Here is a 14,739-nt window from a genome sequence, read left to right on the forward strand (position 1 = left end):
AGCAACGGGCGCTACGGTAAGAGATACCGGAGTCGCGTCGGTAGCTCTGCCGACCGCTACATGGCGAACACACGGCGCAGGGAGCGCGCGTGCAGGGCCCGGTTCTCCTGCGAAACGACCCAGTCGGGAACCAGTGAGTCGAAGCCGTTGAATGCGGCTGCGATGACGTGCAATTCGGTGTGCACGTAGGCGTGCAGCAGCCTGTTCGCATAGTCGATCGCTTCGTCGCGGCACGGATCGATCTCCGCGCAGCTGATGAACGTGGGCGGCAGGCCCTCGAGGTTCGCCCGGTGCGCGGGGACGTGTTGACCGGTGGCGCTCGCGTGCCCGAGGTAGTGACCCCACGCCCGGCTCACCGCCGGCCCGTTGAGCCCCGGCGTGCGCTGGAACTCACGCCGCGACTGGGTGGCATCGGAGTCGAGCATCGGCTGGTGCAGGATCTGCACCAGGATCTGCGGGCCCTCGTCGTCGAACATGCGCTGACTGAGGCCCGCGACCAGCGCGGCACCCGCGTCCCGCCCCATCACCGCGATGCGGTTGACATCCACGTCCAGCTCGGCGCAATTGCGGATCGCGTAATAAAAGCCCGCCTCTATGTCGTCCAACGCCGCCGGGCAGGGATGTTCCGGCGCGAGCCGGTAGTCGACCGATATCAGCAGGCAACCGCCTTCTCTGGCCAGCTCCACGCATTGCGCGTGATCCGTGTCGAGGTTGCCGGTCACGAAGCCACCGCCGTGGGCGTACAGGACAAGGGGGGAACCCGAGTCCGCTCGGTCGAGGTCGGGGCCCCGGTAGAGGCGAAGCTTCAGCTGATGGCCGCCCGGGCCGGCGATCGTGCGCGTCTCGATGGCCACACCGGCGGTGTCGGCTGCCGTGGCGCGCTCGGCGGCGAGCCGGTCGGCGTGCTCGCGTTCGGCGGGCAATGTCTCGGCGCGGAATTCGACGACGCCCAGCGCGGCTGCCACCTCCCGAAGCACCGGGTCGATCCGGGTAAGGCCCTGCGGCCGCGACAGATTCGTCTGTGTCATACCTTCTCATCTTCCGGCTCATGAATGCGGGCTCGTCCGGTGCCGGCACGGTGCCGCGCCGGAAACCCTCTTCAACGTAGACCTGCGAATCCGTGCGGTGAAGGATGAGGTGCTTCTCGCTTGAGCGTGGGCCAGATTCACCGTTCTCCGGGGAGCGCCTTGACGGTCGCCGGCAGCCCGTAGAGAGCGGTCGCGTTGCCGCGCATGATCCGCTCGCGCTGGTCGGCCGGGAATCGGTTGATCGCGTAGGCCGGCGAGTCGTAGCTCCAATGCGGGTAGTCCGTCGAGAACATCAGGTTGTCGCCCAGGTCCATCATCTCCAGGTACTCCCGGAACTGCACGGTGCCGGCGTCTTCGAGCGGCTGGGTGGTGAACCGAACATGTTCTCGCACATACTCCGACGGGCGGCGCCGCACATGCGGCAGGTCGCCGCGGCGGGCTTCCCAGATGCGGTCCATCCGCGACATCACCGGCATCGCCCACGTAAAACCACCTTCGACGAACACCACCCGCAGCTCGGGGTGGCGGTCGAACGCGCCGTCGAACACCAGGCTCATCAGGTGCGAGACGTACAGCAGCGGCCAGGAGGCGAAGAAGTCGTGCCAGTGCGCGGGATTGCCGACCGGGTACAGCGGAATGAGCTCGAACGGCGTCTGCCCCATCAGGTGGGTGGCCACCGGGAAACCGTTGCGCGCCGCCGCTTCGTAGAGAGGGTCGAAATGCGGGTTACCGAAGGGGATCCCGCGGGTCTGCGGTGTCATCAGCACCTGGGCCATGTACGGATGCCCCGCCCATCGTTCGACCTCGCGGCCGGCCTGCTCCGGGGTCTGCGCGCTGACGCTGATCGATCCCCGCCAGCGGCCGTGCCAGTTGTACTTGTCCAGCCAGACATCGGCGAGCCAGTCGTTATAGGTCGATTTGAGAACGTGTTCGGCCTGCGGCAGCTGCGCGTCGCACATCGGCTCGAGCGTCGCGATGCTCACGCCGGCGTCGAGCAGCAACTGCTTGGCGGCGAAATCCGGGTCGCTGCCGGCGACCCCGCCACCGGGCGGGGCTGCGTCGAGGCGCAACGACATCGTCTTGTATGAATCGGGGGTGTCATAGAAGTGCGGCACGGGGCTCACCGCGTTGCCCGTCGGCCAGATCTTGTCGACCCATTCGGCGGGCGCGTAGGACTTCAGCACGTCGGCCGAGACCGGCAACGGGTGCACGTCGGTGTCGACGATGGTGACCGCTATTTCTTCGTCATGACCCGTCGTCGAGCCGACCCGTTCGATGGTCGTCATTGGACACGCTCCTTCAGCCCGTAGAGTTCGCTGGCGTTGCGCCACAGCACCTTTTCACGTTGCTCGGCATCGAGGCCCTCCGCGATGCCCTCCGGCGGCGAGCTGGACCAATGCGGATAGCTCGAGCCGTACATCAGCAGGTCGGACTTGCCGGTGAAATCCATCCAGCGCCGCATGTCGCCGGCGTCGGTCGGTCCGTCGAACGCCGACGAGCAGAACCTGACGTGGCCGGGCAGGTATTCGCTCGGGTACCGGTCGACCCACGGCGTCTGGTCCCGCATCGACACCCAGAACGTGTCCAGCCGCCAGATCAACGGGGTGAGGATGTCGTAGCCGCCGTCGGCGAAGACGAACGTGAGGCCGGGGTGCCGGCCGAACACCCCCTCGACGATGAGGGTGGCCAGGTGGACGAAGTAGTTCAGCGGCATGAACGCCGCGTATCCCGGATAGGTGTGGGCGTGCCCGGCGAAGGTGGGCGGGTAGTCGACGCCGTTGCCACCGTTGATGTGCACGGCCACCGGTAGCCCGTGCGCGGCGGCGGCCTCCCAGATCGGCTCGAACATCGGTTTGCCGTAGGGCTCGCGTGACTGCATCGGGACGCCGACCTGCACCAGTTTCGGGTGATCGGCCAGGCGCTCGATCTCGGCGACTGCCCCTTTGGGATCCTCGGGATTGACCCGGATGGTGCCCCGGAATCGATCGGCGGAGTCGGGCTCGAGCCAGCGGTCGAGCAGCCAGTCGTTGACCGCCGCGCAGATCCTGCTGTTGAGCAGGTAGTCGGCGATGTTGCCGCGAGTCAGCGGATTGAGGATGGCGTATTCGACGCCCATGTCATCGAAGAGGTGCCGGCTCACGGTGTCTGGGTCCGAACCCGGGTAGTGCTCCCCGTAGAGGTCTTTGCGGTAATCCCCGCCGGGCGCCTGATACCACTGCTGTTCGACGTCGGGGATCGATCGCAGTCGGTGGGCGGCGGGCAGGTAGCGCCGGATCTCCGCGTTGGAGCGGAAATGCGGCTGCACGTTGGCGTCGATGATCGGTGGGCTCATGCGGTCAGGTACACCTCCCCCTCGGCGACCTCGACCTGGTAGGTGCGGATGCGCCGGGTCGGATCGGCGACGCTCTGTCCGGTGGTGATATCGAATTCCCAGTTGTGCCAAGGGCATCGGACGATCTGCCCGTCGCGGACCCGCCGCAGCCCGCCGGGTTCGTCCGGGGCGAACTCGTTGGTGCCACCGATCAGACCGAGGCACAGCGGGGCGCCCTCGTGAGAGCAGTAGTTCACGATCGCGTAGAACTCGCCGCGCACGTTGTACACGCCGACCCCGAACTTCCCGACGTCGACCAGCTTCATCCCGCCGGGCGGCAGATCGTCCAGCGAGCACACCAATCGCCGTTCGGGCATTCGCCTCACCGCCTCCCGACGCCACGCAACCTCAATACTGAGCCCGTTACGGTAACCACGACAAGCCGTTGGGCTTAGTTGCTATCTATACTATGATAGCGATATTCCCCGCATTCCGATCCGCTTGCCGGCTGCCTCAGGAGGAGCGCTGATGACGCTCAGCACCGACCCCGCCAACCAGCCCGTCACGCTCGACCTCACCGGAGAAACCAGCCCCTACCCGTTCTTCGAATACATGAGGCGCACGGACCCGGTTTGGCACGGCGCTCTGGCGGACCACTCGCAGATGCCTGAAGAGCTGCGGCCGGGCGACGAGTGGGTGTTGTTCGGTTACGACCCGGTGTTCCAGGCGTTCCGCGACGACCGCATCTTCAGCTCCCACAAGTACGACGAGACCATCGGTTTGGTGATGGGACACACCATCCTGGCGATGGGCGGAAAGGAACACCACGATCACCGCAACCTGGTGGCCAAGGCCTTCCGCGCGACCGCGCTGGAACGCTGGGAGCCGTCGGTGATCGGACCGGTCTGCGATCGACTGGTTGACGAGATCAAGAACGACGGCCACGCCGACCTGGTCAAGGCGGTGACGTTCGAATTCCCCACCAGGATCATCTCCACGCTGCTCGGTTTGCCCCCCGAGGATCTCGACTTATTCCGGCGGCTATCCCTCGATCTCATCTCGATCCCGACCGACATCATGGCGGGGCTGAACGCGGCGGCGGAGTTGCACGGCTACTTCCTCGAACAGGTCGAGCAGCGGCGGCGCAAGCACACCGACGACATCATCGGGGACCTGGTCGCGGCCGAGATCGACGGGGAGAAGCTCACCGACGAGGCCATCATTGCGTTTCTGCGGCTGCTGCTGCCCGCAGGACTGGAAACCACCTACCGCTCGTCGGGCAACCTGCTGTACCTGCTGCTGACCCACCCCGAGCAGCTCGACCTCGTCTACCGGGACCGGTCGCTGATACCGATGGCGATCGAGGAGGGCCTGCGCTTCGAAACGCCACTGACGATGGTCATGCGGACCACGACCGAAGAGGTCGAAATCGGCGGCAAGACAATCCCGGCCGATGCCCAGATCGACATGTGCATGGGCTCGGCCAACCGCGACGAGACCCGCTGGACCGACCCCAACACCTTCGACATCCGCCGGCCGCGGCAAGCGCACATCGCGTTCGCCGGCGGTATTCACATGTGCCTCGGCATGCATCTGGCCCGGCTCGAGACGCGGGTCATGCTGAACAGCCTCTTCGACCGCGTCACAGATCTGGCCTTCGTGGCCGACGACGGAACGGGCCAGGAATCGAAGATCGTCGGGCTGACGTTCCGCTCCCCCAACAAGCTTCCGGTCACGTTCGCCCCGGCGGCATGAGAAGCCGCGCGGCGCTCCTGCACGACGTCGGCGGCCCCTGGTCGGTCGAGGAATTCGAACTCGACCCGCCCCGTGCCGGCGAAGTCCTGGTCGAGATGGCGGCGGCCGGGCTGTGTCACTCCGACGACCACATCCTCAAAGGTGACATGTCGGCGCCCAACGAGGTGATGCGATCCCTCGGCCTGCCGACCATGTTCCCGATGATCGGCGGCCATGAGGGCTCCGGGATCGTGCGGCAAGTCGGCGACGGGGTAACGGATTTCGCCCCCGGCGACCACGTGGTGATGTCGTTCGTCGCGGTGTGCGGCCAGTGCCGCTGGTGTGCCACCGGCATGGAATACATCTGCGATGTCGGCGCTTTCACCCTGACACCGGGGATGCCCACCGACGGCACTTTTCGTCATCACACCGCCGACGGCCGGCCGCTCGGACATCTGGCCAAGGTCGGGGCGTTCGCCGAACACACCGTGGTGTCGACGAATTCACTGGTGAAGATCGAGCCGCACCTGCCTCTGGCGCCGAGCGCGTTGCTGTCGTGCGCTATTCCAACCGGCTACGGTTCGGCCGCCAATCGCGCCGGCGTGCGCGGCGGCGACACGGTGGTCGTCGTAGGCGTGGGCGGAATCGGTACGGGGGCGATCCAGGGCGCGCGGATCAGCGGTGCCGCACAGATCGTCGCGGTGGACCCGGTGGACTTCAAGCAGAAATCGGCGTTGCAGTTCGGCGCGACCCACAGCGCCGCCACGATCGCCGAGGCGCAGGACTTGGTGCGGGACTTGACATACGGCGTGATGGCCGACGCCGTGGTGGTCTCACCATCGCTGATCACCGCCGACGACGTCCGCGACGCGCTGAAGCTGACCCGCAAGGGCGGGACATGCGTCCTCACCGGCATGACCTCGCAACTGACCCACTCGGTGAAGATCGACCTGCAGGAGTTCATCCTGATGAACAAGACGCTGGCGGGGACGATATTCGGCTCGTGCAACCCGCGGGCGGACATCGCCCGGCTGGCCAGGCTTTACCAGACCGGGCAGCTCCAGCTCGACGAAATGATCACCCGGCGCTACCGCCTCGAGGAGATCAACGATGCCTACGACGACCTCCGCAACGGCAAGATCATCCGGGGCATCATCGATTTCGGGGTCAGCTGAGGCCCTTTCGACGCATCACCCGCTGCAGTTGGCCGTAAGCGTCGATGGGACTGTGCAGCGCCAGACCGCCGTCGGCATGCACGACTTGGCCTGTCACCCATGGCAGTTCGAGGACGCCCACGATCGCCCCCGCCACGTCGACGACCTCCCCCAAACCGCCCAGTGCGGTCCGCTCGGACAGGGCCGCCACCCAGCCGGGCAGCTGTTCGGGTTTGGCCAACATCGGCGTGCGGGTGACGCCCGGGCCGACCGCGTTCACGCGGATTCCGTACCCACCCCACTCCGCCGCGGCGACCTTCACCAGCATGTCGACGCCCGCCTTGGACACGCAGTAGGCGCCCATGTCGCGGTCGGCGACGGTTCCGCTGATGCTGGAGACCGCGACAACCGAGCCGCCCACCCCGGCGTCGATCATGGCCCGCGCCGCCGCGCGAATCGTCAGCCAGGTGCCCGTGAGGTTGACGGCCAGCACCCGGTTCCATTCCGACGGTGACTGTTCGAGCAATAGCCCCGAGGCGCCGACGCCGGCGCAGGTGACGACTCGGGTGGGGGCGCCGTGGTCGCGCACGGTTTGCGCCATCGCGGCAGACACCGCGTCGGGATCGCTGATGTCGCAAGTGATATCGGCATTCGTGAGGTCCCACACCACAACGTCGTGTCCCGCTTCACGCAGCCGCGCGGCGACTTCTCGCCCGATGCCGGACGCGCCTCCGGTTACCAGGGCGGTGCTCACTGCGCCCGCCCGATCAACTCGACGAGTACGCCGTCCGGTGCGATGATCACCGCCATTGCGACGGTCCTCCCGTCCGGGGCCACGACATCGATGCGGCGAACGCCCTCGGTGAAACCCAATGCAGCCAAGCCAGACAGCGTCTGGTCGACGTCACGCTGAAATGACAGCAGGAAGAATCCGTGCCGGGGCGCCCTGGTCGCCGAGCTCGCGGGCAGCGCCGGGTCGGCGCCCGCCAACTCCACGAGTTCGACGATCCCACTGCCCGGCGTCTGCGGATCGCCGAGAAAGATCGACCGCAGCCGATCGGTCGCGGCGCCGAACAGTTCTGGCCAATCACCGGTGAAGTGATAGTCGATCAATTGGCTGAGGCCTAGCCCGTCACGCCAGAATCGAAGCGATCGTTCGACGTCCGAGGTGCATATCGCCGAGTGGTGCACACCGAGCACAAGCTGCCTCCTACGGTGTCCCTAGATGACCTTGGCCAATGTGTGATCCCAGAGCTCGCGCGCAAGCACGGGATCGTCGGCCGCGCGGTTGGCCCTGGCGACTTTGCCGTTCGCGTAGTACTCGCCGGACGACCAGTCGACGCCGGGCGTGCTGGAGGCCAACCACACCAGTTGGTCGGCGCCTTGATCCGGGGTTTTGATGAGGCGACGCACCGGGGTGCGCTGCATGGTGGTCAGGAATCGTGAACCCGACGAGTGGCCGATGTTGGTGTTGACAAAGCCCGGATGCACGACGGCGGTCGAAAGCCCGTCGTCGTGGTAGCGGCGATGTAATTCCCTGGTGAACAAGATGTTTGCGAGTTTGGCCAACGCATAGGCCGTGCTCGGCCGGCGTCGCCCGGTCGTGTCGAAATCGGTGAGGGTGACGTTGCGGAGCAGCCGCTGCGACGAGCTCGAGGTGTTGACGATCGTGGCGCGCGAAGCCACGAGCACATCGAGCAGAAGTGTGGTGAGCAGAAACGGCGCCAGGTAGTTGACCTGAAGGGTGATCTCGTGGCCGTCGGCCGTTTCGGTCAGCTTGCTGAACACGCCCCCGGCGTTGTTGCCCAAAACATCGATGCGCGGATATTCCGAGCGGATCTTGTCGGCCAGGGCCCGCACTTGGCCCAGATCGGCGAAGTCGGCCACGAAATAGGCGGCGTCCAGCTCCGCGGCCATGGCGGCAGCCTTTCGTTCGGTGCGACCGACCAATACGACGTTCGCGCCGGTGCGGCGGAGCCGGCGCGCCGCCGCGGCGCCGATGCCGTCGCTGGCACCGGTGATCACGATCGTCCTCCGCGTCATTGCCTCGTCCTCCACGGGGAGCCTAGCCGTCGCGATCGTCGCAAAACGCCAACTAAGCGGGTCGCTCACCCCCGGCGGTCACTCAGGTCAACGAGTAGCGCACCGGCAGGTGCTTGAGGCCGCCGACGAACGTGGTGGCCACCAGCTCCGGCTCCCCGGTCAGCTCGATGGATTTCAGCCTGGGCAGTAGCTCGGTGAAGAAGCTGTTGACCTCCATGCGCGCCAACGCCGCGCCCATGCAGAAGTGCACCCCGTACCCGAAGGCGAGGTGCTTGTTGGGATCGCGCCCGACGTCGAAGCGGAACGGGTCGACGAACACGTCCTCGTCACGGTTGGCCGACACGTAGGACAGCAGTACCGAATCCCCCGCCGCGATGGGCACCCCGCGCACGGTCGTGTCTTCGGTGGCGGTGCGCATGAATTCCTTGACCGGGGTGACCCAGCGGATCATCTCCTCGGTGGCCAGCGGCATCAAGTCGAGGTTGTCGCGCAGCCGCCCGAGCTGGTCGGGGTTCTCGATGAGCGCCTGCAGGCCACCGGAGATGGTCGCGCTGGTGGTGTCGTGCCCTGCGGTGGCGACGATGAGGTAGTAGGACACCGTGTCGATGTCCGACAGCGGCTCGCCGTCGACGCGGGCGTTGGCGATCGCGGACGCCAGATCATCGGTCGGGTGCTCGCGACGCGACTCGGTCACCCCGTTGAAGTACTGGAACATGTCGAACAACGCGGGCAGCTGATCCTCGTTGCCGGTACCCCGTTTGAATTCGGAATCGTCGCTGCCGAACAATTCCTGGGTCAACTTGAGCATCCTGGGGAAGTCGGCCTCCGGCAGGCCGAGCAGCGACATGATCACGTACAGCGGGTAATTGACTGCCACTTCCTGAACGAAGTCACATTCCGGACTTGCGGCCATCATCTTGTCCACGTAGATCCTGGCGAGCTCGTCCACACGAACCTTCAACGCCCGCATCGCCTTCGGACGGAACCAATCGGAACCGATCGCCCGCACCACCCGGTGCTGCGGATCGTCGAGGTGGATCAGCGTGCGCACGCCCGCGGCCGCCTGCATCTCGTCGCCCTCGGCGTTCGTCAGGACGGGTCGTGGCCAGTTGGTGAACAGCATGTTCTCGCGTTCGATGTCCATGATGTCGGCGTGCTTGGTGATCGCCCAGAATGGCCGGTAGTTCGGCACCTCGACCCAGGACACGGGCGCGCTGGCGCGCAGGTGGGTCAGCGCGGCATGCAGTCGCCGCTCGTCGGTGTATGCCAGGGGATCTGCCAGCAGCTTGGCGGACTCGTCTACCGTGGCTGTGCTCACTCGCGAAACTCCTTCAAAACGGCGGTAATACAGGGTTGGGAGGCGTTCATGAAGATGGGCAGCACGCGGTCGACCGCGCCGTGGCAGCGGTCCTTGAGCGCGGTGGCGACGCCGGTCACCGGGCCGACGACCGCGAAGGCCGCCAGCATCTCGTCGTCGATCAGCGAAGCCATGGCGTCCCACTCACCGGCCAGCGAAAGGCGGTGCAGTTCGGTCTGCAGGTCTCCCCAGCCATGCACGTCCAGCACCCTGCGGTAAGCGGGCGTCGACCCGTAGAAGGCGATCTGCTTGCGCACGGCGGCGGTGGCGGCGGCCAGTTCGTCTTCGTTCTCCCCGGTCGCGATCAGCACCTCGCCGGACACCTCAAAGTCGCTGCGACGCCGGCCCGCTCGCTGCAGGCCGCGCTCCAACGCCGGGACGGTGACTTCGTCGAGGTAGCGCTTCGAGACCATCGGGTGACCGAGGTGACCGTCGGCGACCTCGCCGCACATCTCGGTCATCGCTTCGCCCACCGCCGCGATGAAAACCTTGGGGACGGAATAGGGCTGTGGCTCGGGCGTGAACATCGGGGTCATGATTTTGTGCGTGTAGAAATCTCCCTCGAAACGCAGCTTTGTCCCGTCTTTCCACGCGGACCAGATCGCGTGCAGGGCGGCGACGAATTCGCGCATCCGGCGGGCGGGATGGCTCCACGGCATGCTGAACCGTTTCTCGATGTGGGGCTGGATCTGAGTGCCCAGGCCGAGGATGAACCGGCCCCGCGAGAACGCCTGCAGGTCCCAAGCGGTGTTGGCGACGATCATCGGATTGCGGGCGAACGCCACCGCGATGTTGGTGCCGAGTTCGAGTCGCGACGTGTGCTCAGCGGCCAGTAGTAACGGCAGGAATGGGTCGTGACTGGTTTCCGCCGTCCAGCCGCCGTCATACCCGTCTCGCTCCAGGGCGATCGCCGCATCGGTCACCCGTGCCAACTGATTGGGGATGCCCCCGTCGACCTTGAGGTGGGCGGCGTCGGGCATGCGGGTAACTTTACCGTAAGCGATCCAGTATGTGACCCCACGGATCCGCTCGCGTGACGAATCTTCCATGAGGTAGGACATAGGCATGCCGAAATCCCAGGACTGGGGAGAAACGCTCGACGATCTCGCGCGGCGCCGTCGGCGCGCGAGCGAGATGGGCGGGCCGGAGCGGCTCGACAAGCACCGCGGCAAGGGCAAGCTCGACGCCCGCGCGCGCATCGACCGGCTGCTCGACCCTGGCTCCTTCCGGGAAATCGGCACCCTGGTGGGGGGCCAGGTTGCGGCCGACGGGATCGTCGTCGGCTCCGGTTTGATCAACGGCTCGCCGGTGATGCTGGGCGCCGAGGACTTCACCACGATGGCCGGCAGCATCGGCCCAGGCGGCAACTCGAAGCGCTACCGCATCGCCGAACTCGCCCTGCGGGACAAGGTTCCCCTGGTGATGCTGCTCGAAGGTGCCGGCTTTCGTCCTGGCGGTGGGCATTACGGCCGCACCCCAACCGACCTGCTCGCCCAGGCGCAGTGCTCGGGCCGGGTACCGACCGTCGCCGCCGTCCTCGGCCCCTCGGCCGGACATGGCGCCCTGGTCGCCCCGGTCTGCGACTTCCGGATCATGAGCAGACAGGGCGCGATCTTCACCGCCGGGCCGCCGGTCGTCAAAGAGTCTACGGGCGAGGACATTTCGAAGGAGGACCTCGGCGGACCCGTCACCGCCGTTCCGAGCGGGGTGATCCACAACGTCGCCGAGGACGACGAAGCCGTGATCGCCGATATTCGGCGGTACCTGTCGTATTTCCCGCCGAGCGCGTGGTCATACCCGGCGCCGCTGCCGCCGGACGCGGACAGCGAGCCACGTGCGACGCCCGAACTGCTCGACATCGTCTCCCGCGACAACCGCCGCGTCTACGACATGCGCGCCGTGCTCGACGTGGTCTTCGACCGGCCCGACTGGTTCGAAGTCCAGCCGCAGTACGGCAAGGCGATCATTTGCGCGTTGGCGCATCTCGGCGGCCACCCGGTCGCGGTCGTCGCGAACCAGCCCAACGTGCTCGCGGGCTCCATCGACGCCGACGCGGCGGACAAAGCGGCACATTTCATCATGGTGGCCGACTCGTTCCACCTGCCCATCGTGTTCCTTGCGGACAACCCGGGCATGCTGCCCGGCAGTCGGTCCGAGCGCAGCGGCGTGCTGCGCGCCGGTGCGCGGATGTTCGCCGCGCAGACGGCGGCGACCACGGTCAAGTTGCACGTCACGCTGCGCAAGGCATACGGATTCGGCTCCATGGTCATGTCGCTCTTGGGTTTCGATCACCAGAGCGCGACGTTCGCATACCCGGGAGCGACCATGGGCGCCATGAGTGCGGCCGCGCTGGGCCGGGCGACGCACGCCGGTGAGGACATCACCGCGAAGCTGCGTGACGCCGAGTTGCAGGCGTCCTATCGCTCGGCCGAACATCTGGGATTCGACGAACTCATTGACCCCCGCGAAACCCGTGATGCCTTACTCGGTTCACTACTTCGCGGACTGTCCAGCCGGCAGGCCGCCGCCGAACCGGTGACCCGTACCGTCATCATGCCCTGACTCGCGCTAATCCCCCGCCCGATAAGCCGCGATCACGGGCTCTAGTTCGTCCGGTGTCGCGCCGTGCATGATCACCGCATCGGCCCCGTAGTCGAATTCCTTGCGGACGCGCTCGGCGCATTGGCGGGCCGACCCGGTCGCCGACGGCTCCAGCCACTCCTCGGGGATCAACGTCGCGATGTGCTCGATCTGCTCGGCCGTGCCCTTGTGGTCGATCCCTCCCGCGATCGACGTCACCACCGGGTCCTCCCGGAAGCGTTGCAGCACAGCCGGATCCCAGTTATTCGTCCGCACCATCAGGTCGCCGTAACCCTGCAGGTAGGTGGCCAGGCGGGCGACCGTCTTCTTCAGCCGCAACTCCTCGGGGAGGTGGTCACCGACAGTGGCGAAGCACGACCACACCCGGACGCTGTCCGGGTCGCGGCCGGCCTTCTCCGCCGCGGATTTGACGGTCTTGACGCAGCGCTGCAGCGTCTCGGGGGTGAAGTAGGTGTGCAAGATGACGTCGTCGAAAACCCGGCCCCCGAGGTCGAGGGTCCTGGGCCCGAAAGCCACCAGCGCCAGCCGGATGTCCTCGTTGAAGTCCGGGTCCAGGAACAGGATCGGGTACTTGCCCATCGGTCCGTCGTGGTTGAAGATCAGCTCGCCGTGCCAGAGGCGGCGCATGACCTGGGCCCAGTCCTCCATCTGCGCGGTCGTGACCGCGGGTATGCCGAACGCCCCGTAGATCGCCGCGATACCCCGGCCGATCCCCAGTGTGAAGCGCCCGCCGGAGAGCCGGTGCATTGTGGTGGCCCACGACCCCGTGATCAGCGGGTGGCGGGTGTTGTGATTGGTTGCGGCGGTGGCGATCTGCATCCGGGTCGTCACCGCGCATGCGGCCCCCGTCAGCGACGACGCTTCTTTGACGTTCCAGCGCTCGGAGATGAACGCGGTGCCGAAGCCCAGCTCCTCGCCGCGGCGGGCCTCGCCGATCAGTGTTGCCGGGCCCTCACCGCCGGCACCGGCCAACAGGTAGTAGCCCAACTCATCGAGAGTGCGATCGCTCAACTCCAAACTCCTTGCTGGTAGCCGCAATTCCAGACCTCCGCGATCTTCCCGTCGACGACGCGGAACACCTCGATGCTGGCGACATTTGTCTCGGTGCCGTCTTTGGCGGTCATCGACGAGTCGTAGACGATCGCGACGTGCTCGCCGTCGTCGCCGGCGGCGACGATGTTCAGATCGAAGCGCAACGTGTCGAACATCGCCCACACGTCCCTCACCCGGCTGATCGCCTGCTCGCGGGTCAGGGTGTGCGCCTCGCCTACCCCGTGCCGAATTACCTTGTCGGCGAACAACTCCTCGGCCAGGGTCAGGTTGCGCTCGTTCCAGACGACCAGGTTGTAGAGCTCGACCACCTCGCGTGCCGTGCGCGGGGCTGCCATCAGCCGGCCACTTCGCGCAGGAATCGGTCGGTCACGTTTTGCACCCGCCGGGAGAAGATGTGTCCCACGTGGCTGCCGTCGTACCAGTAAAGCTGGCCGCCCCAGCGCTCCTGCAACTCAACCGTGGGATCACGCATCGCCATCCGGTCGTGCCAGGCACCGACGATGAGCCGGCGATGCGGCGGCGGCGCCGGATCCACCCGCAATGGATCGATCACCGAGGTCAGCTTGGCCACCTGCGGCGAGGCCAGCAGGTCGCGGAATTCGTCCCGCGACGATCCCCAGCGCCCCAGGTGCCGCGCGATCATCGCATTCAGCCCGAGGATCGGCGTATACAGCGCCACCGCATCGATCTGCCTTTCCAGGTGCGAAACCAGCGCCGCGACCGGAGTCCCCATCGAAACCCCGGCTACCACAATCGCACTCGCCTGTGGTTGTGCCCACCGCACCACGGCGCGGATCTCCGACACCGACCGCATCATGCCGGCGACGTTGCCCAAGGGGTCCATGTCGGGGTAGGCAGGCCATTCCCGGCGCCGGCAGCCGTGACCGGGCTGCACCGGCAATGCGACGTTGAATCCCAACTGACGATGTATCCGGCCGATCCGGGTCAACAGCAGGTCTTCCGTGCCGCCCTGACCGGCGCCGTGCACCCAGATGAGCCACGGTCTCGGCCCGTCGGTGTGCCGGCACAGGTGCACCACCGCCCTCGCCGGTCCGCCCAGGCCCTCGGCTTCCAGCGTCTCCGGCAACGCCGGATCGTGCTCGAACGCCATCCGCTCGTACGCCAGATTGCCGATGCGGCGCCGCCGAACCGAGGTAGGGCGCAGCGGCATCGGGTCCCTGTGCGCACGGTCGATGCCCAGGGTGGACAACTCCTCTGCCGCGGCCGTGCAGCCAGACAGCGGCCGCATCGCCGCCGGGCTGCCGCCGAGCAGCGAAAAACCGCTCAGCACAAGCTCGTCCAGCATGACCTCGCCGAACTGGCGCACGCCACGCGGTGATACCGGAGCCCAGCCGGTGGATTCGTTCAGACCGGCCACCGTCCGGGGTAACAACTTGCCAAGTTCGCGGGTCGCTTCCTTGGCGAGTCCCAGCCCGCGCGTCACCTTCGACATGCCCT

General features: G+C 66.6%; 15 protein-coding genes. 3 read left to right on the forward strand and 12 right to left on the reverse strand.

Features of this window, described 5'->3' with window-relative positions; genetic code table 11:
- Positions 1-56: 56 nt before the first annotated feature.
- The 4 genes from G6N37_RS11740 to G6N37_RS11755 form a co-directional block, all read right to left on the reverse strand.
- The gene (locus G6N37_RS11740) at positions 57-1,028 is read right to left on the reverse strand and encodes an alpha/beta hydrolase (RefSeq protein ID WP_163680271.1); all 972 of its coding nucleotides are present in this window, start codon (positions 1,026-1,028) and stop codon (positions 57-59) included.
- Between the two features lie 137 nt (positions 1,029-1,165).
- Entirely contained in the window at positions 1,166-2,314 is a 1,149-nt protein-coding gene (locus G6N37_RS11745; RefSeq protein ID WP_163680275.1) for an amidohydrolase family protein, read from the reverse strand.
- Complete coding sequence (locus tag G6N37_RS11750) at positions 2,311-3,360, reverse strand: amidohydrolase family protein (RefSeq protein WP_163680278.1); 1,050 nt, start codon at positions 3,358-3,360, stop codon at positions 2,311-2,313. The genes G6N37_RS11745 and G6N37_RS11750 overlap by 4 nt, the downstream gene beginning before the upstream one ends.
- Positions 3,357-3,716 (reverse strand): Rieske (2Fe-2S) protein, encoded by a 360-nt coding sequence (locus G6N37_RS11755; RefSeq protein WP_163680281.1) that lies wholly within the window; start codon positions 3,714-3,716, stop codon positions 3,357-3,359. Before G6N37_RS11755 ends, G6N37_RS11750 begins: the two co-directional genes overlap by 4 nt.
- A 151-nt stretch (positions 3,717-3,867) precedes the next feature.
- Between G6N37_RS11755 and G6N37_RS11760 the strand changes: the two genes are divergently transcribed.
- Positions 3,868-5,094, forward strand: coding sequence for a cytochrome P450 (locus G6N37_RS11760; RefSeq protein ID WP_163680284.1), 1,227 nt, complete (start codon positions 3,868-3,870; stop codon positions 5,092-5,094).
- The gene (locus tag G6N37_RS11765) at positions 5,091-6,248 is read left to right on the forward strand and encodes a Zn-dependent alcohol dehydrogenase (protein WP_163680287.1); all 1,158 of its coding nucleotides are present in this window, start codon (positions 5,091-5,093) and stop codon (positions 6,246-6,248) included. The genes G6N37_RS11760 and G6N37_RS11765 overlap by 4 nt, the downstream gene beginning before the upstream one ends.
- Here the strand turns inward: G6N37_RS11765 and G6N37_RS11770 are convergent.
- From G6N37_RS11770 to G6N37_RS11790, 5 genes are all read right to left on the reverse strand, one after another.
- Positions 6,241-6,981, reverse strand: coding sequence for an SDR family NAD(P)-dependent oxidoreductase (locus G6N37_RS11770; protein WP_163680290.1), 741 nt, complete (start codon positions 6,979-6,981; stop codon positions 6,241-6,243). The genes G6N37_RS11765 and G6N37_RS11770 overlap by 8 nt on opposite strands.
- Complete coding sequence (locus G6N37_RS11775) at positions 6,978-7,427, reverse strand: VOC family protein (protein ID WP_163680292.1); 450 nt, start codon at positions 7,425-7,427, stop codon at positions 6,978-6,980. The genes G6N37_RS11770 and G6N37_RS11775 overlap by 4 nt, the downstream gene beginning before the upstream one ends.
- Positions 7,428-7,448: 21 nt before the next feature.
- Positions 7,449-8,270 carry an SDR family NAD(P)-dependent oxidoreductase gene (locus G6N37_RS11780; protein ID WP_163680295.1) on the reverse strand — a complete coding sequence of 274 codons (822 nt, stop codon included), beginning with the start codon at positions 8,268-8,270 and terminating at the stop codon, positions 7,449-7,451.
- A gap of 82 nt (positions 8,271-8,352) precedes the next feature.
- Positions 8,353-9,588, reverse strand: coding sequence for a cytochrome P450 (locus tag G6N37_RS11785; RefSeq protein WP_163680298.1), 1,236 nt, complete (start codon positions 9,586-9,588; stop codon positions 8,353-8,355).
- A complete protein-coding gene (locus G6N37_RS11790) occupies positions 9,585-10,607 on the reverse strand; it encodes an LLM class F420-dependent oxidoreductase (RefSeq protein WP_163680301.1) in 1,023 nt (340 codons plus the stop codon). The genes G6N37_RS11785 and G6N37_RS11790 overlap by 4 nt, the downstream gene beginning before the upstream one ends.
- 85 nt (positions 10,608-10,692) lie before the next feature.
- Here G6N37_RS11790 and G6N37_RS11795 point away from each other — a divergent pair, with 85 nt between their 5' ends.
- Positions 10,693-12,189: an acyl-CoA carboxylase subunit beta gene (locus tag G6N37_RS11795; RefSeq protein WP_163680303.1), complete on the forward strand. Its 1,497-nt coding sequence runs from the start codon at positions 10,693-10,695 to the stop codon at positions 12,187-12,189.
- 6 nt (positions 12,190-12,195) lie between these two features.
- On the opposite strand, the gene G6N37_RS11800 is transcribed toward G6N37_RS11795, so the two are convergent.
- Genes G6N37_RS11800 through G6N37_RS11810 form a run of 3 tightly spaced genes read right to left on the reverse strand, consistent with a single transcriptional unit; the run spans position 12,196 to position 14,734 of the window.
- Entirely contained in the window at positions 12,196-13,239 is a 1,044-nt protein-coding gene (locus G6N37_RS11800) for a TIGR03857 family LLM class F420-dependent oxidoreductase (protein ID WP_163680306.1), read from the reverse strand.
- Positions 13,236-13,616: a nuclear transport factor 2 family protein gene (locus G6N37_RS11805; protein WP_163680309.1), complete on the reverse strand. Its 381-nt coding sequence runs from the start codon at positions 13,614-13,616 to the stop codon at positions 13,236-13,238. Before G6N37_RS11805 ends, G6N37_RS11800 begins: the two co-directional genes overlap by 4 nt.
- Entirely contained in the window at positions 13,616-14,734 is a 1,119-nt protein-coding gene (locus G6N37_RS11810) for an alpha/beta hydrolase (protein WP_163680310.1), read from the reverse strand. Before G6N37_RS11810 ends, G6N37_RS11805 begins: the two co-directional genes overlap by 1 nt.
- Positions 14,735-14,739: the final 5 nt, after the last annotated feature.

Origin of the sequence: Mycobacterium seoulense (assembly GCF_010731595.1) — a bacterium.
Taxonomy (GTDB): Bacteria; Actinomycetota; Actinomycetes; order Mycobacteriales; family Mycobacteriaceae; genus Mycobacterium; species Mycobacterium seoulense.

What these genes read in the sequence shown, in the direction of transcription:
- G6N37_RS11740 (WP_163680271.1), bottom strand. Translation starts at nt 1,028, where the DNA reads ATGACACAGACGAATCTGTCGCGGCCGCAGGGCCTTACCCGGATCGAC.
- G6N37_RS11745 (WP_163680275.1), bottom strand. Translation starts at nt 2,314, where the DNA reads ATGACGACCATCGAACGGGTCGGCTCGACGACGGGTCATGACGAAGAA.
- G6N37_RS11750 (WP_163680278.1), bottom strand. Translation starts at nt 3,360, where the DNA reads ATGAGCCCACCGATCATCGACGCCAACGTGCAGCCGCATTTCCGCTCC.
- G6N37_RS11755 (WP_163680281.1), bottom strand. Translation starts at nt 3,716, where the DNA reads ATGCCCGAACGGCGATTGGTGTGCTCGCTGGACGATCTGCCGCCCGGC.
- G6N37_RS11760 (WP_163680284.1), top strand. Translation starts at nt 3,868, where the DNA reads ATGACGCTCAGCACCGACCCCGCCAACCAGCCCGTCACGCTCGACCTC.
- G6N37_RS11765 (WP_163680287.1), top strand. Translation starts at nt 5,091, where the DNA reads ATGAGAAGCCGCGCGGCGCTCCTGCACGACGTCGGCGGCCCCTGGTCG.
- G6N37_RS11780 (WP_163680295.1), bottom strand. Translation starts at nt 8,270, where the DNA reads ATGACGCGGAGGACGATCGTGATCACCGGTGCCAGCGACGGCATCGGC.
- G6N37_RS11790 (WP_163680301.1), bottom strand. Translation starts at nt 10,607, where the DNA reads ATGCCCGACGCCGCCCACCTCAAGGTCGACGGGGGCATCCCCAATCAG.
- G6N37_RS11795 (WP_163680303.1), top strand. Translation starts at nt 10,693, where the DNA reads ATGCCGAAATCCCAGGACTGGGGAGAAACGCTCGACGATCTCGCGCGG.
- G6N37_RS11805 (WP_163680309.1), bottom strand. Translation starts at nt 13,616, where the DNA reads ATGGCAGCCCCGCGCACGGCACGCGAGGTGGTCGAGCTCTACAACCTG.
- G6N37_RS11810 (WP_163680310.1), bottom strand. Translation starts at nt 14,734, where the DNA reads ATGTCGAAGGTGACGCGCGGGCTGGGACTCGCCAAGGAAGCGACCCGC.